Origin of the sequence: Nocardia sp. CA-290969, assembly GCF_050936135.1 — a bacterium.
Classification (GTDB): Bacteria; Actinomycetota; Actinomycetes; order Mycobacteriales; family Mycobacteriaceae; genus Nocardia.
In genome coordinates, this window is sequence record NZ_JBNJNJ010000001.1 from 3,884,094 (window position 1) to 3,908,763 (window position 24,670).

Sequence of the window (24,670 nt, forward strand, 5' to 3'; positions counted from 1 at the left end):
CCGCGATGACCACACGCTACGAATACGGTATCGACTTCGACACCATCGAAGCTCTCGATATCCACACCCACGTCGAAATCGACGGTTGCGGACACCGCTCCCTCGACGACGAGCTGATGGCGGCCTCGGCGAAATACTTCAAATCCGGTGCGGAACGCACCCCCACCATCGACTCGATCGCCGGCCACTACCGCGAACGCAAGATGGCCGCGGTGGTGTTCACCGTGGACGCCGCCGCCGGCAGCGGGCACGCACCGAACTCGGTCGAGGAGATCGCCGAGAAGGCCGCCGAACACAACGATGTACTCATCCCGTTCGGATCCGTCGATCCCTGGCAAGGGAAAGCAGCGGTGCGCCGGATCCACCGGCTCGTCGCCGAGTTCGGCGTGCGCGGCTTCAAATTCCACCCCAGTATGCAGGCGTTCGAGCCGAACGATCCGGCCTTCTACCCGCTCTACGAGGCGCTCACCGAAGCCGGGGTGCCCGCCATCTTCCACACCGGGCAGACCGGAATCGGCGCGGGACTGCCCGGCGGGCACGGCATCAAACTCCGTTACTCCGATCCGATGCTGCTCGACGATGTCGCCGCGGATTTTCCCGAATTGACGCTGATCCTGGCGCATCCCGCGGTGCCGTGGGTAGACGCGCAGATCGCGATCGCCACGCACAAGGCCAACGTCTACATCGACCTGTCCGGCTGGTCACCGAAATACTTTCCGCCGCAACTGGTGCGGGCCGCGAACACGGTGCTGCGGTCGAAGGTTCTGTTCGGCTCCGATTTCCCCGTCATCCAGGTCGACCGCTGGATGAACGATTTCGCGCACCTCGAGATCAAGCCCGAGGTGAAACCACTGATCTTCAAAGAGAACGCCCTACGCGCGCTCGGCATCACCCGCTGACTTCCGAACACTGGAGAAACCCCATGAGCACCACCACCCATGTGGCCACGCTGGCCGACCTCGTCGCACTCGAAGGCCGGTCCCTCGGCACCAGTTCCTGGATCGAGATCCCGCAGGACCGGATCGATACGTTCGCCGACGCCACCGGCGATCACCAGTGGATTCACGTCGATCCCGAACGCGCGAAGGCAGAGAGCCCGTTCGGCGGGCCGATCGCGCACGGTTATCTGACCCTGTCGCTGATCATCCCGATGTGGGACGAGGTGCTGAAGGTCGACAGTGTGACCATGGCGGTCAACTACGGCCTGAACAAGGTCCGTTTCACCAATCCCGTTCCCGCCGGGGGCCGCGTCCGATTGAACGCCACACTGCAGAAGGCCGAGCAACTGCCGAAGGGCGGTGTTCAGGTGACCGTCGATGCCCGGATCGAGCTGGACGGTGCCGAACGCCCGGCGGTGGTCGCCGAGGCCGTCTACCGCTTCTTCGAGTAGCCCCAGCCCACAATCCGGACCTGCCACACCCGGGTCGATCACCCGGCATCCGAAGGAGTCCCATGCGCAACCACGGCACCGGTTCCTGGCCCCTGCGCCGCGCCCGGCTGTGCCCGGACAAGACCGCGATCACCTTCGCCGGAGTACCGACGAGCTACCGCGACCTCGACGACCGGGTCACCCGGCTGGCGCACGGTTTACGCACGCTGGGTGTCCGCCGGGGTGATCGGGTCGCGCTGCTCAGTGCGAATCACCCCGCCTATCTCGAAGCCCTGTTCGCCTGCGGGCTGCTCGGCGCCACCTTCGTCCCGCTCAATGCCCGCTCGACCGCGGGCGAAGTGGAGTACGTACTCCGGGATTCCGGAGCGAGCACGGTGATTCACTCCGCGGAATTCGCCGCGGTCGCGGTGCCGGCCGCCGATGCGGCAGCGGTCGACCGGCGGGTGCTGCTGGACGGCGGCGACGACGGCCGGGCGACCCCGGGCTACGAGGAGCTGATCGAGCGGTCCGCCCGGGACCGGATCGACGAGCCGGTCGGCCACGACGACCCGTGTTTCATCATGTACACTTCCGGCACCACGGGCCGGCCCAAAGGTGTCGTACTCACCCACGGCAATATCGTTTTCGCCGTGCTGAACGCGGTCCTCGACCTCGATCTGCGCAGCGACGAGACCGCCCTGGTCTACGCACCGCTGTTCCACACCGCGGCACTCGATATGGTCGCGCTGCCCACCCTGCTCACGGGCGGGCAGGTGATCATCGATACCGGTTTCGATGCGGGGCGGGTGCTCGCGACCATGGAGCGCGAACGGGTGACCTACGCGTTCGCCGTGCCGACCATGCTCGACCGGATGAGTGCGCACGACCGGTGGTCGCACACCGATCTGTCCGCGCTGCGCCGGATCCTCGTCGGGGCGGCCCCGGTGCCGCCGCGGACGCTGCGCACCTACACCGACCGCGGTATCACCATGTGCCAGGGGTACGGCCTGACCGAAGCCGGTCCCAGCACGCTGGTGCTCACCGCCGACAATGCCGAACGCAAACTCGGCACGGCGGGTGTCCCGCATTTCTTCACCGATGTCCGTCTCGTCGACGAGGACAACCGGCCTGTCTCTGCCGGTGAACGGGGCGAGATCCAGATCAGCGGCCCGAATCTCATGCGGGAGTACTGGAACAACCCGCAAGCCACCGCGGCCGCGTTCACCGAGGACGGCTGGTTCCGGTCCGGTGATATCGGGGTGGCCGACGACGAGGGCTTCGTCCGCATCGTCGACCGGCTCAAGGACATGATCATCTCCGGCGGTGAGAACATCTACCCGGCGGAGGTCGAGTCCGCGATCCTCGAGATGCCCGGGATCGAGAGCTGCGCGGTGTTCGCGGTGCCGGATCCGAAATGGGGTGAGGTCGGGCGCGTCGCCGTGACGTTCGGTCCGGACGGCACCGCGACCTATGAGCAACTGGTCGAATTCCTGACGCCCCGGCTGGCCAAGTACAAGATCCCGAAGTCCATGGTGGTGCTCGGCGAGATCCCGCGGAATGCGACGGGCAAGATCCGCAAGGACGAACTGCGGCGCCGCTTCGGGTGAGCGCCCGGAGCGGTTCGGCGGACCGCTTCCGCGGCGGCGGCCGGACTTCGGGAACCGCCGGTGCTACTGCTCCCCCGCGTCCCCGGAACAACTCGCCGAGGCATAGGGGCCGCTGGAGGTCTGTTCGGACATCACCTTCCCGCCGACCAGGATCCGGCAGGTGATGTCGCCGCCGTCGGGGCCGTTGTTCGCGGTCAGCGAGACGATCTTGCCCCACCCTTGGATCGTCACATCCTTGCTCCACGGCACGGCGACCCCGGTTTCCCGGGCCATGCCGAGGTCGGGGCCCAGATAGGTCACCGAGGACGCGGGGGCTGTCCCGTCGACCCGGTAGGTCACCGTGATGTCGCCCTCGACCTGTTCGTCCGCCTCGTTCACCAGCATCGCGTACGCCGCGACACACCCGCCGACGAGGAGGACGAATACCAGCGCGACCCCAGCGACGATCCACGGCCATCTCGATGTCTGCCGTGGCGGTTGGTGGCCCTGCTGCTCGCCGGAAGGATATGACAATGTACCTCCTCTGCTCAGGGCGCACGTCCGCGCCATCGGGAGGTAGATCACAATTTCCCTCAGTGATGTTACACCGCTATTTATCCAGCTCATAAACATCGTCCGACCCGCCGATGCGCCTCCTCGCCGATCTTGTTCGACGGGTCGCCGCGGTCACCGACGGATACGTCCTCGCCCCTGCCGGGCGCCCGGCCCGTGGACCCGGGCGCGTCCGGGTGGGAAGATTTCACCAACCGCGTTCCGATTCCCGAGGACGGTGAGTCATGGTGGACAGAGCGAACGGGGTGCCGCGGCCGGTGGATATCCGGAATGTGGTGCTGGTCGGGGGCAGCGGAGCCGGCAAAACCACACTCGTCGACGCGCTGGCACTGGCCTGCGGTGCCGTGAACCGGGTGGGCCGGGTCGAGGACGGCACTTCGCTGTCGGATTACGACGAGATCGAGCAGCGGCGGCACCGGTCGGTGCAGTTGTCGGTGGTCCCGGTGCAGTGGGGCGGTGTGAAGGTCAATCTGATCGATACGCCCGGTTACGCCGATTTCGTGGGTGAACTGCGGGCCGGGTTGCGGGCGGCCGATGCCGCGTTGTTCGTCGTCTCGGCGGCCGACGGGGTGGAGGGGGTCGGCGGGGTGTCCCGGGCGCTGTGGGAGGAATGTGCGAGCGTCGGGATGCCGCGGGCCATCGTGCTGACCCATCTGGATACGGCGCGCGCGGACTTCGAGGAGATGGCGCAGACCTGCCAGGCGCTGCTCGGCGGGAGTTCGGCCGAGAATGTGCTGCCACTGCATCTGCCGGTGTACGGGCCCGCCGCCGCCGACGGGCACCGGCCGGCCACCGGGCTGGTGGAACTGCTGGAACAGCGGGTGGCCGATTATTCGACCGGTGAGCGGCGCTGGGTACCGGGCTCGCCGGACGATACGGCGCTCGTCGAAACGGCCCGGAACCGGCTCATCGAGGGCATCATCGCCGAGAGCGAGGACGAAACCCTCATGGACCGGTATCTGAGCGGGGAGGAACTCGAGCTCAGCACCCTGGTGGCCGATCTCGAACGGGCCGTGGCCCGCGGCAGTTTCCATCCCGTGCTGTTCGCGGCCCCGGCCGCGGACGAGGGACGGCAGGGTCTGGGCACCGTCGAACTGCTCGACCTGGTCACCGCCGGGTTCCCTACTCCCGCCGAGCACCCGGTCTCCGCCGTGCATACGGCGGACGGTGACCGGCCCGTCGCGTTGCGCTGCGATCCGGCGGCCGAACTGGCGGCCGAGGTCATCCGCACCTCCTCGGACCCGTATGTGGGCCGGGTGTCGCTGGTGCGGGTGTTCTCCGGAACGCTGCACGCCGACGACACCGTGCACATCTGCGGGCACGGTCCCGGCGCCGGCCACGACGCGGAGGAGCGGATCGGCGGTGTCACCGCGCCGTTCGGCCGGGAACAGCGCCCGCTCGACGAAGCGGTCGCCGGGGATATCGCCTACGTGACCAAACTGGGGCATGCCGAAACCGGCGATACGCTGTCCGGCATCGGTTCTCCCCTGCTGATCGAACCGTGGCAGATGCCGGACCCGCTGCTGCCCACGGCCGTTCGCGCGCACAGCAAGGCCGACGAGGACAAACTGTCGCAGAGCCTGGCCCGGCTGGTGGCCGAGGACCCGGCGCTGCGGGTGGAGAACAACGAGCACACCGGGCAGTTGATGCTGTGGTCGCTCGGGGAAGCGCAGCGTGATGTGGCGCTGGAACGGTTGCGCAGCCGGTTCGGGGTCACCGTGGATATCGAGGAGTACCGGGTCGCGCTGCGGGAGACGTTCGCGGGTAAGGCGGCCGGGCTGGGGCGGCATGTGAAACAGTCCGGCGGGCACGGGCAGTACGCGGTCTGCCGGATCGAGGTCGAACCGGCGCCGGAGGGCTCCGGGATCGAATTCGTGGACAAGGTGGTCGGCGGGGCGGTACCGCGGCAGTTCGTGGGTTCGGTGGAAAAAGGTGTGCGGGCGCAGGCCGCGCGCGGCGTGACGACCGAATACCCGCTGGTCGATGTGCGGGTGACGCTGGTCGACGGTAAGGCGCATTCGGTCGACTCCTCCGATGCCGCGTTCCAGACCGCCGGGGCGCTGGCCCTGCGCGATGCGGCGGCCCAGGGCCGGATCGATCTGCTCGAACCCATCGCGGAGGTGACGGTCCGGGTCCCCGACGAACATCTGGGGGCGGCGCTGAGCGATCTGTCGGTGCGCCGGGCCCGCATCCTGGGCACCGAACCGGCCGACGCGGGGCGGACGCTGATCCGCGCCGAGGTACCCGAGCTGGAACTCGCCCGCTACGCGGTGGATCTGCGCTCGCTCACGCACGGCGTCGCGCATTTCACCCGGCGATACCTGCGCCACGACCACGTACCCACTCAGCTGGCGGAACGGGTCCGCGCCGGCGCCCCGGTCGGCACCGGCTGATCCCGCGGCGCGGTACCGGTGGATGGGGCGGCTCTCATTCGCCATCGGCGGGCGGTGCCGACCGGCCGCCGGTCGGTGGGTCGAGTAGTCGGATCTTGTCTTCGAGCACCGTACGTTCGCGCGCGTTACCGCACCGGGACACCGCGCGTTCCAGTTCGATGCGCGCCTCCGGCGCACGGCCGAGGCGGGCGAGCAGCTCCCCGCGCACGCTCGGTAGGAGATGAGAATTCGGCAACGCGTCGGCAGCCACCAGATCGTCGACGATCCGCAGCGCCGCAGCCGGGCCCTCGGCCATCGATACCGCCACCGCCCGGTTCACCTCGACCACCGGGGAGGGCGCCAGCCGGCCGAGCGCTTCGTAGAGCAGCACGATGCGGTCCCAATCGGTCTCGGCGACCGACGGCGCCACCGCGTGACATTCCGCGATCGCCGCCTGCAGACCGTAGAAACCCAGCCCGCGTCCGGCCTTCCCGGCGCGCGCCAGCGCGGCACGGCCCCGGCCGATCGCGCTGCGGTCCCAGCGGCGCCGATCCTGGTGTTCCAGCAGTACGGGCGCACCGTCTGCTCCGGTGCGGGCGGGGAAACGGGCGGCGGTCAATTCCAGAAGTGCGAGCAGGCTGTGTACCTCCGGTTCGTCCGGGACCAGCCTGGTCAGCACCCGGGCCAGGCGCTGTGCTTCGGCCGCCATATCGACGCGGATCAGATCGCTGCCCGAACTGGCCGACGACCCCTCCGTGAAGATCACGTACACCACCCGGAGCACCGAGACCAGCCGCGCGGGCCGCTCGGCGGCGGGCGGGACCTCGAACGGCACCCGGGCGGCGGCCAGGGTTTTCTTCGCCCGCGTGATCCGCGCCTGCACGGTCGCCGTCGGGACCAGGAACGCGCGCGCGATTTCATCACTGGTCAGGCCGCCGACCACGCGGAGCGTGAGCGCCACCCGCGCCTCCGGCGACAGCACCGGGTGGCAGGAGATGAACATCAGGGCGAGTACATCGTCATCGATCCGGTCCGGATCCCAGAGTTCCGCGCCCGCCGTCCGAGCCTGCTGCGCCGGATCGCTGCCCGCGGCTACGCCGCCCTCGCCCAGTTCGCGGGCGAGAGCGGCGTAGCGGTCGTCGAGGGCGGCACGCCGGCGGAAACCGTCGATGGCGCGCCGCTTGCCGACGGTGAGCAACCAGCCGGCCGGGTTCCGTGGCACCCCCTCCCGGGGCCAGGAAACCAGGGCTTCGGCCAGCGCTTCCTGGGCCAGGTCCTCGGCGAGGGCGAAATCACCGGTGTAGCGGGCGAGGGCACCCACAATGCGCGCGGATTCGATCCGCCACACCGCGGCGACCGCGTCGCGGCCCTCGTGTTCGGCCATCGTCGGCCGCGCTCAGAGCTGGCCGGTGGCCTCGCGCCAGGCCTTCTCCTTCTGAATCCAGATATTGTCCTGCGGGAACTCGTCGATCGTGCTGACCCGCCGGATCTCGGTTTTGAAGCCCGGGCCCGCCATCGGCATCCGTTTGGCCCATTCCACCGCCTCTTCCTTGGAGGCGACGTTGAGAATGTAGAAGCCGCCGAAAAGTTCTTTGGTCTCGCCGTAGGGGCCGTCGGTGACCACCGGATCCTCGGCGGAATAGTCGACGACCACCCCTTCTGCGGCATCGTCGAGACCTTCCGCGGCGAGCAACACGCCGGCCCGGATGAGTTCGTCGTTGTACCGGCCGACGGTTTCCAGCATCTGCTCGAAATCGATATCGCCCATCTGGGCGAACGCTTCGTCGGTCGCGCGCATGATCAGCATGTACTTCATGGTCTGGTCTCCCTTTGTCGTCGGGCCCCGTCCGGACCCTTTCACCCATAGGTCGAACGCGGAACCGGCGGATCGACAACCTGCCGGAAATCTTTCAGAAGTATCGCGACTCGGCACCGAAACCGCTCGGTTCGACGGTTTACCACCTGGTCGGTGGCATACTCACCGTGCAGAACAAGGGAATCGAAGTGTGCGGCGTATGAGGGCGTCATCGGCGATCAGTTCGCAGGGTCCGGTGTGGCCCCTCCCGTCCCGAAGGGAGTTCCACATGACCACCCAACCCGCAGCGCAGGCTCCCGGAACCGGCCCCGCCGGAGCGCACGCGGCACCCGACGAACAGCCGGTGAAACAGGCCTTCGCCGGCGGCGCCACCATCGCGGCCGCCGCGTTGTTGCTGACCGCCGGTTTCATCACCCTGTTCCAGGGGATCTCCGCGGTCGCCGAGGACGAGGTGTTCGTCGCCGGCCCCCAGTACACCTACGAACTGGATCTCTCCAGCTGGGGCTGGGTCCATATCGTGTTCGGCATCCTGTTGATCCTCACCTCGCTCGCGCTCATGACGGGCGCGACCTGGGCGCGGATCACCGCCATCGGCTTGGCCGCGCTGTCGATCGTGGTGAATTTCCTCTGGCTGCCCTACTACCCGCTGTGGTCGATCCTGATCATCGCGCTCGATATCGTCATCATCTGGGCGATCGCCACCTGGGATACCGGGCGAGCCTGAACCTCGTATGGCAACGGTAGGACTCGTTCACCGTGTCGGCGCCGCGAGCCGCGGCGAACCGATGCGACCATGATCGAATGACGATTCGGGCGGCGTCCGTGGATACGGATCCGTCGGCGATCGTATCGCTGTTCTGGATCGCTGCCACCGCGGTGGTCGCGCCGCTGCTGTCCCGGCTGCTGCGGGGCGCGATCCCCGATGTGGTGCTGCTTCTGCTGCTGGGTGTGGCCCTGGGACCACACGCCCTGGCCCTGGCGGGTACCGCCGGGGGCGTCGACCTGCTCAGCGAACTCGGGCTCGGCATGCTGTTCCTGCTCGCCGGCTACGAACTGGACCCGAAACTGCTCGGCGGCAAACCCGGGCGCACCGCCTGGGTGACCTGGCTGGTCGGGCTCGTGCTGGCGCTCGGTCTGGTGTGGCTGGCCGCGCCCGACGCCGGATTCACCGCCTTGATCGCGGTCGCCATCGCCCTCAGTTCCACCGCGCTCGGCACACTGCTGCCGATCGTGAAGGAAGACGGTGTACTCGACCAGCCGCTCGGCCGCGCGGTGCTGGCGCACGGCGCGGTCGGCGAACTGGGCCCGGTCCTGGCGATCTCGATCCTGCTGACCGGGCACAACCTGCTGGCCTCGCTGGTGGTCCTGCTGCTGTTCGCGGCGGCCGCGGGTGTTCTGCTGTGGGTTCCGCAGCGGATCCTGGACCGCCACGCGGGGGCCGAACGCCTGATCGCGACGCTGGCGACCGGCACCACCCGGCTCCCGGTGCGGCTGGTGTTCCTGCTGCTGTTGATCCTGATGACCGTGGCGGAGGTTTTCGATCTGGATGTGGTGCTGGGGGCATTCGCGGCCGGTCTCATCCTGCGCCGGCTGGTCGCCGAAACCCATCCCGGAATCCAGGATTCGCTGGAAACCATCGGATACGGCCTGCTCATACCGATCTTCTTCGTCGTCTCAGGTATGGGTATCGACCCGGCGGCGGTCGCCGACGAACCCCTGATGTGGGTGTTGTTCGTCCTCGCGATCGGATTCGCCCGGGGGTCGACGGTCTGGTTCAGCGAACGATTCGTTCCGCACGGCGCCAATCTCGAATTCCCACATGAACGGGTCCAGCTGGCCCTGTACGCCGCGACCGGACTACCGATCATCGTCGCGGTCACCCAGGTCGCGGTGCGAGGCGAACTGATGACCGCGAATATGGCGTCGACGCTGGTCGCCGCCGGGGCGACGACGGTGCTCGTGTTCCCGCTCGCCGCCAAATGGGTGCGCGGCCGGGCCACCACACCGCCGCCCGGCACCGGCACACGCCAGGGCCCGGCTCGGTACACACCGGAGAACCAGGGGTGAGGATGAAACGCATACTCGTACTCGTCGCCGCCGCGCTGCTCGCCGTGGTGGGCTGCGATGACCAGACCGGTCCGGGTACCGACACCGGCGCCGGTTCTGCCGGCGCGCCGGTGAAACCCGGCCCGCCGCCGGAATTCTGGTCGGCACCGGCCGACACCCCCGAGCAGCAGGCGGCGGTGGCCCAGGCCACCCGCGAGCTCGATGTCTGTGCGCTACTCCCCCGCGAAACCCTCGACGACCTCGGCCTCGGTGATATCCGGAAGGTCGCGATCGGACTCGACTCGTGCCGGGCCGTCCTCGATGGCCCGGCGGGCGAATCCACGCTGACCTGGCATACGACACTGCTGCCGCCGCTCAACCCCAATCGCGGCACCAGCAAACAGCTCGGTGATGTGTTTGCCTTGCTCGTCCCCGTCCGCGACGGTGATCCGCGTGCCTGCGGCGCCACCGCCCGCTTTCCGGCGGGCGCCGCGTTCTACCTCGGCATCGCCGTGCCGGACCGCGATTCCTGTGCCGTGGCCGACGGTCTGCTCCCCGGAATGATCGAACGTTGGCGGCAATCACCGGGCCAGGGCACGTCGCCGGACACTGTCGACACCGTTCTCCTCGGCGCCGACCCGTGCGCGGTGCGTGCGAAACTGGCCGGCACCGCCGATACCGATCAGCGCCGGCTCACCGAATGCCTGTTCCGATACCGCGACGAAACCGTCACGGTGACCTACGCGTACCGCGTCCCCGAACAGATGCGGGCCCGCGGCACCGAGGAAAAATTCGACGGTCGCACCGTCTACCGCTCGACCTCGCTGTACGACCCCAGCATCCCGATCTACCACGCCCAGGTCGGGCCGGAGTTACCGCTGGACAGCACGGAGGGAGTTCCGCGCATTCCGGCCGTGGAGGTCACCTCCGCCACCGACGGCGTCGCCCGGGACGTGATGGCGCAGGCGCTGACCCTTTTCCCGCAATGACGGCTCCGGCGCGGGTGCGGCGAAACCGGCAACCCGCCGGGTACCGCGCTGTTAGCTTCGAGCGGTGGAGTTCGGGATTTATGTGCCGCAGCTAGTACCGGAATACCGGCCGCTGCTCGAACTGGCGACAACGGCCGAACGTGCCGGATTCGCCAATTTCTGGCTTTTCGACCATCTGTGGTCACCCGGTTTGCCGGAACACCCGTCGCTGGAAGCGTGGACCACGGCGACCGCGCTGCTCGCCGGGACCACGACCCTGCGGGTCGGCGCGCTGGTGTTGTGCAACAACTTCCGGCACCCGGTGGTGCTGGGCCGGATGGCGACCTCGCTGGATGTGATCTCCGGCGGCCGCCTCGAGTTCGGGCTCGGTAGCGGTTCGATCGCTACGGAACATCGGCAGTCCGGACTCCCTTGGGGCGCGGCGGGGGAACGCGCGGAGCGCTTGGGTGAGGCGCTGGAGATCATCACCTCGATGTTCGCCCGCGAACGCACCTCGTTCGACGGCAAGCACTATCAGGTCAGCGATATCCCCAATGTGCCCGGTCCGGTACAGCGGCCCCGGCCACCGATTCATATCGGCGGCGTGGGGCCGAAGTACACCCTGCCTTTGGTCGCGCGCTACGCCGATGTCTGGAACATCCCCACCTACGGTCTGTCCGACCACCGGCGGTTGACCGGACTGCTCGATGCCGAATGCACCCGGATCGACCGCGACCCGGCCTCGATCCGCCGCTCGCACCAGGCGATTCTGGCGATCGCCGAGAACGAACGCGAACTCCCCGAGGTGCAGGCCCGGGCGCGGCGCCACTACGGCGCGGAGGCGTTCGGACTCGACGACGGCTACGTCGGTACCCCGGCGATGCTGGTGGACCGGCTGGGCGAACGCTCCGAGCAGGGTATCGATGCGGTGATCTTCATGGTCGGGGCGAAACAGGCGGCCGCGACGATGGAACTGTTCGCCGCCGAGGTCGCGCCGAAGCTGCCCGCCTGAGGGCTCGGTGCCGACCGCCGAGACAACTCATGTGCCGGTTTCGGTGCGTTCGGTGAGGAGGAACTCCGACATGGCCTTCGCGACGGCCGCCGGCTGGTCGAGCATGGACAGCACGTAGGCGTCGGGGATTTCGACGAGCCGGGCCGCCGGAATCAGTTCGGCCAGTCGCCGCCCGTGCGCACGGGGCATCACCTTGCCGGCCGCGGACCACAGGATGAGCGCGTCGCCGCGGAATCGGCGCAATTCCTCGGTGTGCGCGATCAGTTCGCGGGCGGGGAATCCGGAACGCGTGTAGGCGAGCAGGTCCCGGCGGATGGCCGGGTCGCGCAGACCGGGTTCGGTCCAGCCGCGCACCAGGTCGTCGGGCAGCGGATTACGGGCCATCCAGCCGAAGAGCAGCGGCGTGCGCCGCAGCCACGGCACCCGTAGTTGCCGCAGCGCCAGCGTGAATCCGCCGGGGATCCGGCTCGTGACCGTCGCCATCTTCCCGGGGAGCCCGGGTGGGAAATTGTCGAACGCCTCGCACGGCAGTACCACGAGCCGGCCCACCCGCTCGTCGAGACCGTAGGCGGTGAGGAACAGCGCACCGCCCCAATCACTGTGCACCAGTACGACATCGTGCAGGTCGAGCGCGGCCAGGAAGTCCGCGACCACTTGGTTGAGCCCGCGCATACTCAGATCGGTGCCCGGTGCGAGGGGGATCGGGTGGGCCCCCAGCGGCAGGTCGGGCCGGATATAGCGGAACCCCGGCGGCAGCAGGCCGATGACCTCGTCCCAGATCGTGTGATTCATCAGCAGGCCGTGCAGCAGCACCACGGGTGGGCCGTCACCGTCTGCCACATAGTGCATCCGACCTGCGGGTATGTCTACTGTCGGCATCGGTGCGCCCCTTTCGAGCGATCGCTCTAGAGTGATTGCTCTAGTCTGGAACGGTGACCGAGAAGATGTCAACCACCGGCACCCGCGATCGGCTGGTGACCGCCACGATCGAACTCCTGCGCACCTGCGGCTACAGCGGCACCAGCGTGAAACAGATCAGCGCGGCCGCGAACGCGCCGATGGGGTCGCTCTACCACCACTTTCCGGGTGGAAAACCCGAGCTCGCGGCCACCGCGCTCCGGGACGCCGGCGTCGCCTACGGGCAGCTGATCCCGCTGCTGCTCGACCCGTACGCCGACCTGCAGGAGGCGATCCCCGCCGCCTTCGCCACCGCCGCCGAACAGATCGAGCAGACCGGCTGGATCAATATGTGCCCGGTCGGCACGGTCGCGGGCGAGATCGCCGACGCCGAACCGGGCCTGCGCGAGGTCACCGCGGAGATCATCACGTCCTGGATCGAGGACGGCACCGCCTACTTCGTGCGCCGCGGCCTACCGGAGGACTCCGCCCGCGAGCTGATCCTCGGCACCCTCACCGCCCTCGAAGGCGCATTCGTGCTGAGCCGCACCCTGCGTTCGACCGAGCCACTGCACGCCGCGGGCAGGGCGATGAGCGCACGGATGGTGGAACTGACCGCGCGGACGCTGTAGGCCACAGCCGATCCTCCGGCACCGAACACGGGCCGTCAGCCGAGGTCGGCGAATGTGCCCCCGCGGCCGGCACCGGCGGCGAAACGCTGAGCACCGGAAGCGGCGTCGGCGGTGAACGAGATCATGCCGTGTTCCCATTCGTTGGCGAGGGCCTCCTGTTCGGGCATACCGTCCTGTTCGAGCAGGGAGAGGCGGTCCTGGCGGGCGCAGGTCTGCGGAAAGCGGGCGATCTCGGCGGCGAGTTGTTCGGCGGCCGCGCGTTCCTCGCCGGCCGGTACGACACGGTTGGCCAGGCCCATGGCCAAGGCTTCCGTGGCGTCGACAGGGCGGCCGGTGAGGACCAGGTCCATGGCCCGGCTCGTACCGATCAGGCGAGGTAGGCGGACGGTCCCGCCGTCGATGAGCGGAACGCCCCAGCGACGGCAGAACACCCCGAATACCGCGTCGTCGGCCGCGACCCGTAGATCGCACCAGATCGCCAGTTCCAGACCGCCGGCGACGGCGTGGCCGGCGACCGCGGCGATCACCGGTTTGCTCAACCGCATCCGGCTCGGGCCCATCGGGCCGGGGCCGTCGGGGGCCAGGCGGTTGGCGCGGTCGGTGCCCACCGATTTCAAGTCGGCGCCGGCGCAGAAGGTGCCGCCTTCACCCCACAGCACGGCCACCGACGCGGAGTCGTCGTTGTCGAATTCGGTGAAGGCGTCGAACAGGGCGGCGGCGGTGGGGCCGTCCACCGCGTTGCGGGCGTGGGGTCGCGACAGGATCACGGTGAAAACCGGGCCGTCACGTTCGATGCGTACCGCTGGACTTGTCACAGGATCTCCGTTCGGTGTCGACGGCAAGGGGCCGGATCGGGGCGGGTGGGAGTCGTTTCGCTGCGCTCGTGCGGTTTCCGTCGAGCACGAACCGGGGACCTTCGTGGTTACGCTGCGCTACACCTCCGGGTCCGACTCGCTCATAGGCCGCGATCACCTACCAAGTATCAATTCCCACGCTGCGCGCGCTGTTGCGCCAGCCGTCGCGCGGCGGGCCCGGCCGGGAGAGCAGCACCGCCGCCAGGACTGCGCGGGTATCGGCCGGGTCGATCACATCGTCGATCTCCAGGTGCGCGGCGGTGTTGACGGCGCTGCCCTGCGCGTAGGCCAGGGCCACCAGTTCGTCGAATCGGCGGGCGCGTTCGTCCGCGTCGGGAATGGCGGCCAGGACGTCGCGGGAGGCGAGGTGCACCGCGCCCTCCAAGCCCATACCGCCGAATTCGCCGGTGGGCCAGGCGACGATCATATTCGTGTTGTGGAAACCGCCCCCGGCCATCGCCAGGGCGCCCAGGCCGTACCCCTTACGCAGGACCACTGTCACGATGGGCACGGTGAGATGGCCGCCGAGGACGAAAAGCCGCGGGAAATGCCGGACGGCCGCCTGCTCTTCGGAATCGGGTCCGACCATGAAACCCGGTGTATCGCACAGCGATACGACGGGCAGCCCATAGGCGTCGCAGAGTTGCAGGAAGCGGGCGAGTTTATCGGCGCCGGGTGCGTCGATCGCGCCGCCGAGCAGTGCCGGATTGTTCGCGACGACTCCCACCGGGGCGCCGTCGATCCGCGCGAGCGCGGTGAGCACGGTGGGGGCGAAATCGCGGCGGAGTTCGAGCACGGAACCGCGGTCGAACAACGTCTCGAGCACCGCGCGGATGTCGTAGACGCGTTTGCGGTCCGCCGGGACGAGATGGCGCAGAACGCGCTGGTCGGGCACGTCACCGCCGGGTATCCGGCCCTGGAAGTAGGATAGGTAGCGGCGCGCGACCGCGGTGGCTTCGGCCTCGTCGGCGACGACGATATCGACCACGCCGTTGTAGCGCTGCATCTCGATCGGCCCGACTTCTTCGGGTGCGTACACACCGAGACCGCCGCCTTCGATCATCGCCGGGCCGGCCATGCCGATCGTCGAGTTCTCGGTCGCGATGACCACATCGCAGGTACCGAGCAGGGCGGCGTTACCGGCGAAACAGCGGCCGGCGGCGATCCCGATGGTGGGCACGACTCCGCTCAGCGCGCCCATGGCCGCGAAGGTCGGGTAATGCAGTCCCGCGACCATCGGCGGATCGCTGTCGCCGGGCCGGCCGCCGCCGCCTTCGGCGAAGAGCACCACCGGATAGCCGCTGGTGCGGGCGAGTTGGAGCAGGCGGTCGGTTTTCTGATGGCTGAAATAGCCCTGGGTGCCGGCGAGAACGGTGTAGTCGTAGGCGAGCACCGCGCATGTGCTGCGATCGGTATCGAAATGGTCGCCGTTGATACGGGCCAGGCCGGTGACGATCCCGTCGGCGGGGGTACGGGCCTCGAGGTCGGCGAGGTCGCGGCGGCCGCGCTGGGCGGCGACAGCCAAGCCGCCGTATTCCACCAGCAGTCCGTCGTCGGTGAGGGCGGCGATGTTCTCGCGGGCGGTCCGCATACCGAGGCGGTGTCGTTTGGCGACCGCTTCGGGGCGGGCTTCGTCGTGGAGCTTGGCGCGGCGTTCACGCAGCGCGGCGAGGTCGGGGCGGATGTGGTCCGGGTCGGCAGCGGTTTCGGTGCTCCGGCCGGATTCGGCGGGCCCGGCCGCGGGGTCCAGCAGCGCGACCGTTTCCCCTTCGGCGAGGAAATCGCCGATATCGACCGCGACGTTCGCCACCGTCCCGGCGCGACCGGCAGTCACCGGGTGGTGCATTTTCATCGCTTCGACCACGGCGATCGTGGTGCCGGCCGAAACCACCGTGCCGGGTTCGGCCTCGATCGCCACGACGACGCCCGCGGTGGTGGTGCGTACCGCGTGATCGTCCCCGGCGGAAACCGGAACCGGCGCGGCACCTCGCGCGGCGCGGTTCGCGTCGCGGTGGCCGGTGGGCCCGGCCGGGGTGTGGGCCGCAGAACCCCGCCGGGCCTGCGGGGACGCCTGCTGTTCGAGTTCCTTTGCGCGCGCGGCCAACTGGACGAGATGGCGATCGACCCAGGTCGTATCGGCATCGCCGGCGGCGAAGGCCGCATCGGTCAGGATCGCCCGCTGGAAGGAGAGATTCGTGGGCACCCCGGTGATCACCGTTTCGCGCAGGGCCCGGCCGGCGAGCCGGTGCGCGGCGGCGAAACCCTCGCGGTCGTGCACCACGATCTTGGCGAGCAGCGTGTCGAACCGCGGATTGACCGGCGCTCCGGTGCGACCGGCGGTATCCACGCGGATCCCGGCGCCGGTGGGCAGGTCGAATCCGCTGAGGGTGCCCGCGGCGGGCGCGAGAGTGCCGTCGAGCCGGACGGTTTCGGCGTTCACCCGGATCTGGATCGCGCACCCGGCCGGTTCGCCGATCGTCGTCTGGTCGAGGCCGAGTTCGGCGAGGGTGGCCCCGGCAGCGAGCCGCAGCTGAGCGTGCACGATATCCACGCCGGTGACCTCTTCGGTCACGGTGTGCTCCACTTGCAGTCGCGGGTTGACCTCGAGGAAATAGAAAGCCCCGTCCGGCAGCGCGAGGAATTCGACCGTCGCGACACCCCGCAACCGGGCGGCGCGCCCCAGCCGTACGGCCGCCGCGAGCATCCGGTCCCGGGCGTCGCCGGTGAGTACGGTGCTCGGCGCGATCTCGACGAGTTTCTGGTGCCGGCGCTGCAGGGTGCAGTCGCGATCCCAGAGGTGTACGACTGCCCCGGTGCCGTCGCCCACCAACTGGACTTCCACATGCCGGGCCCCGGTCAGCAGCCGTTCGACGTACAGGTCCCCCACGCCGAATGCGCTCATCGCCTCGGCCCGGCACTGCTCGTAGGCATCCGGTAGCTGTTCGGCCGAACGCACCACCCGGGCCCCGCGACCACCGCCCCCGGCCACTGCTTTCACGATGACCGGGCCGTCCTGCCCGCCCAGGAATTCGATGGCTTGCGCGGGCGAGGTCGTGCCGGTGGTTCCGGGTAGGACGGGGACCTCGTGGTCGACGGCGAACTGCCGCGCGCGGACCTTGTCGCCGAACAGCTCCAGCGTTTCCGCCGCCGGCCCCACGAAGGTGAGGTCCGCCTTATCGCAGGAACGGGCGAAAAGCGCACTCTCCGAGAGGAATCCGTAGCCGGGGTGGATCGCGGTGGCCCCCGATTCACCGGCCGCCGCCACGATCGCATCGATATCGAGGTAGGCGGCCGGGCCCGAACCGGGCAATACCACCAGGTCGTCGCACCGTTGCGCGTGCAGCGCGCCGTCGTCGTCCTGCGAACGCACCCCGACCGTCGCGATCCCCATCGACTGCGCGGCGCGGAATATCCGCAGCGCGATCTCGCCGCGATTGGCGACCAGCAACCTGCCCGGTTCTGCGCTCATCGATCCTCGTACCTCCGCTCCTACCCACCGCCGCGGGCCGCATCCGACGCTACCCGGTTCGTCCGCTCGCAGGTCACGGCCCACGACGGGGGCGATCTCCCGGTCTCAGCGCTCCTACCGCCGGGGCGGTAGCGGGCCCGACGCCACCGCCGTCCGCCGCACAACGCGACCGAGCACAGGACTCACCGCGGGCCGAGCGGGCTTGTCGACTCCGCGCCGCTCGATCCAGCCGGCCGAGCAGCGTTTCCGGGATCGGAACCGGAGGCCCACCAGTGGCAAGCCTGCCGATGAGGCGGGCGCGTGGCGGCGCCGGGATGGTGTCCCCCGCACTGTCGCGGCGGTCGTACCCGCAGCACCGGCCGATTGCTAATGCGCCCCGGGGGCGCCGGTTCCCACGCCCTTGACCACGGCCCGGTCCATGAAGCCGAACAGGTAGCCGGCGACCCGCCGCATCTGGATCTCCTCCGCGCCCTCGGTGATCCGGTAGCGGCGGTGGTGGCGGTAGATGTGTTCGAAGGGGGTGTAGCGGGAGTAGCCGAGGCCGCCGTGCACCTGCATGGCCCGGTCGGCGGCCTCGCAGCACAGCCGGTTGGCCCAGTAGTTGCACATCGAGACCTGCTCGGATACCGCGAACGTGCCGTACTTGTCCATCGACCAGGCGGTCTTGTGCACCAGGGCGCGCAGCATCTCGCACTGGGTGTGCAGTTCGACCAGCTGGAACTGGATGGCCTGGTTGGACGACAGCGGTTTGCCGAACGGTTTGCGTTCGTTGGCATACGCGACCGCGCGATCCACGCAGTACTGCGCGGCGCCGAGGCTGGACGCGGCCTGGCGGATGCGGTTCTCGTTGAAGAAATGCTGGACCACCGCCAGCCCGCGGCCTTCCTGCCCGAAGATGGCCGCATCCGGGACCCGGACATCGGTGAGCGAGACGCGGGCGTGGTCGGTGGGCATATTGAAGGTCCACAGGTATTCCTCGACCTTGAACCCCGCGGCGTCGGTGGGGACCAGGAACGCGGTGATACCCCGCCCGTCGCCCGCGTTTCCGGAGGTGCGGGCGAAGATGAGGTCGGCATCGGCGATATGGACGCCGGTGTTCCAGGTCTTGGTGCCGTTGATGACCCAGTCGTCGCCGTCGCGGACGGCCGTGGTTTCCATATGGGTGGCGTCGGAGCCGTGTTCGGGTTCGGTGATACCGAAGGCGAAGAACCGGGTCCCGGCGGCGAGGCCGTCGACCCACTGCTCTTTCTGCGCCGGTGTTCCGTATTCCAGCATCAGCAGCAGGCCGACGTTGTTGGCGACGATCGCGTGTTCGTTCTGCAGGTCGCAGTGCAGGCCCAGCCCGCGCCGGGCGAGATGTTCCCGGATCACGGCCATGCCGAGGTTGGTGCCGTCGCGGCCACCGAATTCCTTCGGGAAGGCGTACCGGTAGTGGCCGGCGGCGTCGGCGCGGCGACGGGATTCGGCCAGCAGTTCCTCCCAGTCTGCGCTGGGCAGGCCGCCGCGCTCCCAATCGGTGCGGGCGTCTTCACGGCGATGGTCGAAGAACCGGATGTTGTCGTCGGTTCGTTCGAGCGGTTCGATTTCGCGTTCGATGAATTCGTCGAGTTCGGTGAGGTAGGCGCGCAGCTCGGCGGGCAACTCGAAATCCACAATGACTCCTATGCTTTCGCGGTGGGGCGAATCTGCATGAGCAGATCCCATTCGATTTCCGAGACCCGGCGCCCGCTGGCGGCCATGACGATATCGCGGACGGTGCCGTCCAGATGCGCGGCCGCCTGCTGGGCCAGGCCGGCACCCCAGTACAGGGTGCCCATCACCTTCCACCAGCGGAAGCGGTCGAGGTCGAAGGTGCCGCCCGCCTCCTCGTAGCCGCTCACGAACGTGTCGCGGCCGGCGAAACCGCCGAACTCCTGCGCGTCCTCGCGGAACCGCCACATCCGCAGAGCGGGCCAGGCGATATCGCGCATGGGGTCGCCGAAACGCTGGGTGCCCTCCCAGTCGAGCACGGCCCGCAAACCCTGCGCGCTGACGATGAGGTTGCCGTTGCGCATATCGGTGTGCACGAGCGCGGGCCGCGGCGGCGGGCCCGGCAGCCGCTTCTCCAGCCAACGCAGGGCGAGGGCGAACACGGGCCGGTCGGGCAGCAACTCCCCGACCACCGCCGCGACCTCGGCCAGGTGCTCGGCGGCGGGGTCGGCGCCGGCCGCCGGAACCGATTCCGGTGCCCGCGCCGGGTCGATGGCGTGCAGCCGGGCCATGGCCGCGCCCCACTGCCGCGCCGTCTGTTCCGCGTTCCCCGCGGCGGCGAGCGTGCGCAGCACCCGGCGCGGGACGGTTTCGCCGTCGATATGTTCGGAGATCAGGAACGGTTCCCCGACGTAGGAAGTATCGGTGCAGGTCGCGACGACCGCCGGGACGGGAACCCCGTGTGCGCGCGCCAGCTCCCGGACGCCGGCTTCCGCTCCGACGGGCATGAGTTCGACAGCCGGCGGAACCACGGTCGCGACCAGCCGGCGCGGCGTATCGCCGGCCGTCGCGGTGAAGGCGATATTGCGCCGCCGGGCTCCTGCCGAGAGGAACCGGAGATCGGAGATGGTGACCTGATCACCGAGTTCGCCGGTGAGGAAATCGGCGAGGCCGCGGGCGGGGCCGGCGTCGCTCATTCGCCCTCCCAGCTGTCGTAGCCCGGTTTGGCAATGGCGAGATCGGCTCGCACCACCTCGGTCAGCGCCTGCCAGAGCGCCTCCTCGTCACCGGCCGGAACCGCCTCGAGCAGTTCCTTCTCCCGGGTGGCCGCCGCGGGTCCGAACTCGACCTCGCGGCCCAGGATGCGGGCCAGATTCGCGCCGACCCGCGCGCGATGCTGCAAGTCGGCGGGCAGCGCCGGCAGCAACGTGTCCTCCAGCAATTCGGCGAGTGATTCCAGCAGCTCCGCTGCCGTGGGTCTGTTCTGCACTACGGCTCCCATCGATGGATTCCGGCGTCGCGGGACACGACGGCAGGCTCGCAGGAGTCCACGATCCGACCTCCATGTCGTCGCTTATGGGCGCGGGGTGAGACAAACAGTAGAGGATCTTCTCACCGTCGCACCAGGGCTCGTCCGGCCGTAGCAGTCCAACCGCGCGAAGCCGCGGTTTACGCGACCGCGGTGAGAACAGCCTCGGGTTCGCCCGCTCCCACCACGCGCCCACCTCGCAGCAGCACGCAGTGGTCGGCGTGCCGTACATCGGCGAGGTCGTGGGTGGCGTGCACGACCGTGACCCCCGACGCCGCGGCCTCCCGGACGGCGGCGCCGATGGCTTCCTGCGCGGAGGCGTCCAGTCCCGTACTCGGTTCGTCCAGGAGCAGCAGATCCGATTGCTGCGCCAGCGCGCGGGCCAGCAGGACCCGCTGACGCTGCCCGCCGGACAGCGTGTCGAGCCGGCGGCCGGCGAGATCGGCGATATCCATCCGCGCCAGGCAGTCCGCGACCACGGCCCGGTCGGCACGGGTGAGCCGGCGCCACAGACCGCGCTGCGCCCAGCGGCCCATGGCCACGGTTTCGGCGACCGTGATCGGCAAGGTCGGCGGAACCGACTGCTGCTGCACGACCAGGGCCGGGCGGTGGCCCCCGGGCCGGGCGACCGATCCGGACGCCGGCGCCAGGATGCCCGCCAGCACCGCGAGCAGCGTGGATTTCCCCGACCCGTTGGGACCCATCAGCGCGGTCACCCGGCCGCCCGGAAGAGTCGCCGTGACCTCGCGCAATACCGGGTTGTCCCGGTATCCCGCCGACAGTCCGGTGATTTCGATATCCGCCGCGCGCATACTGTGACTCCCGCAACCCAGTTGTAATGACAATCGTTTTCAGTTTACAGTCTTCGATCATGGATTGGCTGCTCACCCCGTTCGAGGTCTCATTCGTTCAACGGGCCCTCTGGGGCGGGCTGCTGGTCTCCTGCCTGTGTGCGCTCGCGGGAACGTGGGTTGTGGTGCGCGGTATGGCTTTTCTCGGCGAGGCCATGGCGCACGGGATGCTGCCCGGTGTCGCGGTGGCCGCACTGCTCGGCGGGAACCTGCTGATCGGCGCACTGGTGAGCGCCTCGGCGATGGCGGCGGGGGTCTCGGTACTCAGCCGCAACCGCCGGTTGTCGACCGATACCGGGATCGGACTGCTGTTCGTCGGGATGCTGGCAACGGCGGTGATCCTGATCTCGAGATCGCAATCGTTCGCGGTGGATCTCACCGGTTTCCTGTTCGGCGACGTGCTCGCCACCCGCCCGCGTGATCTGCTGTTCCTGCTGGTGGCGCTCGCGGTCGCGCTGGTGATCACGGTGGTGGGGCATCGCGCGTTCGTTGCACTGAGTTTCGATCCGCGGACCGCCCATACGCTGGGGTTGCGTCCACGCGCCGCACAGGTCGCACTGCTGGCCTTGCTCACGCTGGCGATCGCGGCGTCGTTCCATATCGTGGGCACCCTGCTGGTGCTGGGTCTGCTGGTGGCTCCCCCGGCGGCGGCGACCTACTTCAGCCATCGGATCCCCCGGATCATGCTGCTGGCAGCGGGTTTCGGCGTACTGTCCACCGTGCTCGGGCTGCTCGTCTCCTGGTACGCGCGGACCGCCGCCGGGGCGACCATCGCGGCGATCGCGGTCGCATTCTTCTTCCTCTCCGCCCTGACGGCACGGGTCCGCAGCGCTGTGCGGGCACGCACCGGAAACGAGGGGGCGAGCGGCGGTGGTCCCGATGAGCCCGGACCGTACGGCGGCAACTCCGGGCCGGGGGTATCCGGACCGACCGAGGAGGGCTCGGGCGTCTCCACAGTGCAAGAACCGGGCCGGAATCCGGGCGAGGCGGAGGCTGTCCCCGCGAACCCGGTATCCGCGAAAACCGATACGAACGGCGCCCGGTCCGAAAGCTCGGCGGCCGGCCGCGGCCGGACGTTCCGCGGCGCCCGACGGCTGGCGGCACCGAGAACCGTTGCGGGGGTGGTGCTCTCCGGGCTGCTGGTGGTTCCGGTCGCCGCGTGCGGAAGCGCGGAACCGGCCGCCGAATCGGTGCCGCACGGGTATGTGGAGGGCGCCGAGGAGAGCGCGAGCGCGCAACCGCGGCTGGTGGTCGCCGATCGGGATTCCGGCGCGGTCCGGCTCCTCGATCTGGTGACCGAGGAGGTCACGGAGCTGGATTCGGTCCCCGGTGTCGGCGGGATCGCGGGGGACGGGCGCTATGCCTATCTCGCCGCGGGAGGCGCGACCACCGTGGTGGACACCGGTAGCTGGGTGGTCGACCACGGCGACCACGTGCACTATTACCGGGCGCAGCCACGCCGGGTCGGCGTCGCCGAGGGCGCCGTCCGGTCCGCGTACAGCGATCCCGTGGTGGCCGCCGCGGCACTCGATACCGGGTCGACCGTCCTGGCCGACCGCGCGGCTCTCGATGAGGGAGAGCTGCGCACCGGCCCGGTGGTGGACGGGGTCGCGGTTCCCTACGGTGGGCAATTACTGGTCGCGCCCCCGGATTCCGCGCGCATCGAAGTCCGCAGCCGGGAGAACCGGCCGGTCGAGACGTTGACACCGGAATGCCGCGACCCGGGCGGATACACGGTGACCCGGCGCGGCGCGGTCTTCTCCTGCGCCGACGGCGCCCTGCTGGTAACCGAACGCGACGACCGGTTCGCGGCCGAAAAGCTGCCGTACCCGGCGGGGACCAGCGGTAGCGTGGGCGATTTCTTCCACCGGCCGGGCAGCGATGTGCTGGTGGCCGTCCGGGAGTCCCGGGTGCTCGTACTCGATATCGCCCGGCGTACCTGGCGGCCCATCGAGACAGGGCCGGTGATCGCCGCGACCACCGCGGGTGCGGATACCGCGATCCTCGCGCTCACCCCGGACGGCGTACTGCACGCCTACGATCCGGACACCGGCGCGGAAACCGCCCACAATCGCGTACTCCCCGCACCCGTGGACCCCGCCGCGGCCCCGGCTCTCCTCGTCGATTCCGAGCGCGCCTACCTCAACGACCCGGCCCGCCGCGAGGTGCACGAGATCGATTACGCCGACGACCTGCGGGTGGCCCGCACCTTCCCCTTCGATATCGAACCGGACCTGATGGTGGAGACCGGACGATGAGCACGATCACCCGTATCTGCGCCGCCCTCGTCGCCGGCGTACTCGCGCTGAGCGGCTGCGGCATCACCGATTCCGGCGGCGGCGGTGTCGTGGTGACCACCGATATCCTCGGTGATATCACCCGCGCCGTGGTCGGCGATACGGCACCGGTGACGGTGTTGATGCCACCGGGCTCCGATCCGCACTCCTTCGCGCTGTCGGCGCAGGAAGCCGCGGTGCTGGACGACGCCGATCTCGTGGTCGAGAACGGGCTCGGCCTGGAAGAGGGCCTGGCCCGGCATGTGACGGCAGCCGCCGAAGCCGGGGTGCCGAAACTGTCGGTGGGCGACCGGATCGATCCGCTCCCCTACCGGTCCGGCGATGCCGCCGGTGCACCGGACCCGCATTTCTGGACCGACCCGCAGCGGGTCCACACGGCGGTCGAGGTGATCCGCGACGAGGTGATCGCCTCGGTGCCCGGTATCGACGCCGCCGCCGTGCGCGCGAACGCCGGGCGCTATCTCACCGAACTCGACACGCTGCGGCAGTGGATGACCGAGCGTTTCGGCACCGTGGCGCCCGAGCGGCGCAAACTGGTCACCAACCATCACGTATTCGGCTATCTCGCGGAACGTTTCGGATTCGAGGTGGTGGGCGCCGTGATTCCGGGCGGAACCACGCTGGCCTCCCCGAGCGCCGCCGACCTCGCCGACCTGGCCGCCGCCATCCGGGCCACCGGGGTGCCCGCGATCTTCGTGGATTCCGCGCGGCCCGACCGTCTCGCGCAGGCACTCGCCGAACAAGCCGGCGTCCGGGTGCGGATCGTCGGCCTGTATTCCGAATCGCTCACCGCGCCCGGTGCCGGTGCGGCCACCTACCTGGAGATGATGCGCGCCAACACCACGGCGATGGTGGCAGGCCTCGCGCCCGCCTGACCCCGCACCACCCGCGGTGGACCGCCGCCGCGGGCAGCACGAAGAAGATGAGGGA

At 69.3% G+C, this 24,670-nt stretch carries 21 protein-coding genes; 11 read left to right on the forward strand and 10 right to left on the reverse strand.

Features of this window, described 5'->3' with window-relative positions:
* Positions 1–5 precede the first annotated feature (5 nt).
* The 3 genes from couO to ACQEVO_RS17485 all read left to right on the forward strand — a co-directional run bounded on the left by couO (position 6) and on the right by ACQEVO_RS17485 (position 2,976).
* Positions 6–899, forward strand: a complete 894-nt coding sequence (couO, locus tag ACQEVO_RS17475; RefSeq protein WP_432914412.1) for a 4-hydroxyphenyl-beta-ketoacyl-CoA hydrolase — start codon at positions 6–8, stop codon at positions 897–899.
* Positions 900–922: 23 nt separating this feature from the next.
* Entirely contained in the window at positions 923–1,390 is a 468-nt protein-coding gene (couM, locus tag ACQEVO_RS17480) for a p-hydroxycinnamoyl-CoA hydratase (protein WP_432914414.1), read from the forward strand.
* 62 nt (positions 1,391–1,452) lie between these two features.
* A complete protein-coding gene (locus ACQEVO_RS17485; protein WP_432914417.1) occupies positions 1,453–2,976 on the forward strand; it encodes an acyl-CoA synthetase in 1,524 nt (507 codons plus the stop codon).
* A gap of 63 nt (positions 2,977–3,039) precedes the next feature.
* On the opposite strand, the gene ACQEVO_RS17490 is transcribed toward ACQEVO_RS17485, so the two are convergent.
* Positions 3,040–3,489, reverse strand: coding sequence for an MmpS family transport accessory protein (locus ACQEVO_RS17490; protein WP_432914420.1), 450 nt, complete (start codon positions 3,487–3,489; stop codon positions 3,040–3,042).
* Positions 3,490–3,752: 263 nt separating this feature from the next.
* Here ACQEVO_RS17490 and ACQEVO_RS17495 point away from each other — a divergent pair, with 263 nt between their 5' ends.
* The gene (locus tag ACQEVO_RS17495; protein WP_432914422.1) at positions 3,753–5,921 is read left to right on the forward strand and encodes an elongation factor G-like protein EF-G2; all 2,169 of its coding nucleotides are present in this window, start codon (positions 3,753–3,755) and stop codon (positions 5,919–5,921) included.
* 34 nt (positions 5,922–5,955) lie between these two features.
* Here the strand turns inward: ACQEVO_RS17495 and ACQEVO_RS17500 are convergent, their stop codons facing one another.
* Together ACQEVO_RS17500 and ACQEVO_RS17505 are read right to left on the reverse strand one after the other, a co-directional pair.
* Entirely contained in the window at positions 5,956–7,284 is a 1,329-nt protein-coding gene (locus ACQEVO_RS17500) for an RNA polymerase sigma factor (protein ID WP_432914425.1), read from the reverse strand.
* Between the two features lie 12 nt (positions 7,285–7,296).
* Positions 7,297–7,716: a YciI family protein gene (locus tag ACQEVO_RS17505; protein ID WP_432914428.1), complete on the reverse strand. Its 420-nt coding sequence runs from the start codon at positions 7,714–7,716 to the stop codon at positions 7,297–7,299.
* Between the two features lie 268 nt (positions 7,717–7,984).
* Between ACQEVO_RS17505 and ACQEVO_RS17510 the strand changes: the two genes are divergently transcribed.
* The 4 genes from ACQEVO_RS17510 (at position 7,985) to ACQEVO_RS17525 (ending at position 11,742) form a co-directional block, all read left to right on the forward strand.
* Positions 7,985–8,440: a DUF7144 family membrane protein gene (locus tag ACQEVO_RS17510; protein ID WP_432914431.1), complete on the forward strand. Its 456-nt coding sequence runs from the start codon at positions 7,985–7,987 to the stop codon at positions 8,438–8,440.
* 77 nt (positions 8,441–8,517) lie between these two features.
* Positions 8,518–9,783: a cation:proton antiporter gene (locus ACQEVO_RS17515; RefSeq protein WP_432914434.1), complete on the forward strand. Its 1,266-nt coding sequence runs from the start codon at positions 8,518–8,520 to the stop codon at positions 9,781–9,783.
* A 2-nt stretch (positions 9,784–9,785) separates the two neighbouring features.
* Positions 9,786–10,751 (forward strand): peptidase, encoded by a 966-nt coding sequence (locus tag ACQEVO_RS17520; protein WP_432914437.1) that lies wholly within the window; start codon positions 9,786–9,788, stop codon positions 10,749–10,751.
* 64 nt (positions 10,752–10,815) lie between these two features.
* Positions 10,816–11,742 carry an LLM class flavin-dependent oxidoreductase gene (locus ACQEVO_RS17525; protein WP_432914440.1) on the forward strand — a complete coding sequence of 309 codons (927 nt, stop codon included), beginning with the start codon at positions 10,816–10,818 and terminating at the stop codon, positions 11,740–11,742.
* Between the two features lie 27 nt (positions 11,743–11,769).
* On the opposite strand, the gene ACQEVO_RS17530 is transcribed toward ACQEVO_RS17525, so the two are convergent.
* Positions 11,770–12,621: an alpha/beta fold hydrolase gene (locus tag ACQEVO_RS17530; protein WP_432914443.1), complete on the reverse strand. Its 852-nt coding sequence runs from the start codon at positions 12,619–12,621 to the stop codon at positions 11,770–11,772.
* A 53-nt stretch (positions 12,622–12,674) separates the two neighbouring features.
* Here ACQEVO_RS17530 and ACQEVO_RS17535 point away from each other — a divergent pair, with 53 nt between their 5' ends.
* Positions 12,675–13,271, forward strand: a complete 597-nt coding sequence (locus tag ACQEVO_RS17535; protein ID WP_432914446.1) for a TetR/AcrR family transcriptional regulator — start codon at positions 12,675–12,677, stop codon at positions 13,269–13,271.
* Positions 13,272–13,306: 35 nt separating this feature from the next.
* Here ACQEVO_RS17535 and ACQEVO_RS17540 read toward each other — a convergent pair whose 3' ends face one another.
* From ACQEVO_RS17540 to aztA, 6 genes are all read right to left on the reverse strand, one after another.
* Complete coding sequence (locus ACQEVO_RS17540; RefSeq protein WP_432914449.1) at positions 13,307–14,086, reverse strand: crotonase/enoyl-CoA hydratase family protein; 780 nt, start codon at positions 14,084–14,086, stop codon at positions 13,307–13,309.
* Positions 14,087–14,243: 157 nt separating this feature from the next.
* Positions 14,244–17,594 (reverse strand): carboxyl transferase domain-containing protein, encoded by a 3,351-nt coding sequence (locus tag ACQEVO_RS17545; RefSeq protein WP_432914452.1) that lies wholly within the window; start codon positions 17,592–17,594, stop codon positions 14,244–14,246.
* Between the two features lie 366 nt (positions 17,595–17,960).
* Entirely contained in the window at positions 17,961–19,247 is a 1,287-nt protein-coding gene (locus ACQEVO_RS17550; RefSeq protein ID WP_432914455.1) for an acyl-CoA dehydrogenase family protein, read from the reverse strand.
* A gap of 8 nt (positions 19,248–19,255) precedes the next feature.
* Complete coding sequence (locus ACQEVO_RS17555; RefSeq protein ID WP_432914457.1) at positions 19,256–20,260, reverse strand: phosphotransferase family protein; 1,005 nt, start codon at positions 20,258–20,260, stop codon at positions 19,256–19,258.
* Positions 20,257–20,565, reverse strand: coding sequence for a DUF6285 domain-containing protein (locus tag ACQEVO_RS17560; RefSeq protein WP_432914460.1), 309 nt, complete (start codon positions 20,563–20,565; stop codon positions 20,257–20,259). Before ACQEVO_RS17560 ends, ACQEVO_RS17555 begins: the two co-directional genes overlap by 4 nt.
* 167 nt (positions 20,566–20,732) lie before the next feature.
* Complete coding sequence (gene aztA / locus ACQEVO_RS17565; protein WP_432914463.1) at positions 20,733–21,404, reverse strand: zinc ABC transporter ATP-binding protein AztA; 672 nt, start codon at positions 21,402–21,404, stop codon at positions 20,733–20,735.
* Positions 21,405–21,463: 59 nt separating this feature from the next.
* Here aztA and aztB point away from each other — a divergent pair, with 59 nt between their 5' ends.
* Together aztB and aztC are read left to right on the forward strand one after the other, a co-directional pair.
* Entirely contained in the window at positions 21,464–23,701 is a 2,238-nt protein-coding gene (aztB, locus tag ACQEVO_RS17570) for a zinc ABC transporter permease AztB (RefSeq protein WP_432914466.1), read from the forward strand.
* The gene (gene aztC, locus ACQEVO_RS17575) at positions 23,698–24,615 is read left to right on the forward strand and encodes a zinc ABC transporter substrate-binding protein AztC (protein ID WP_432914469.1); all 918 of its coding nucleotides are present in this window, start codon (positions 23,698–23,700) and stop codon (positions 24,613–24,615) included. The genes aztB and aztC overlap by 4 nt, the downstream gene beginning before the upstream one ends.
* Positions 24,616–24,670 lie beyond the last annotated feature (55 nt).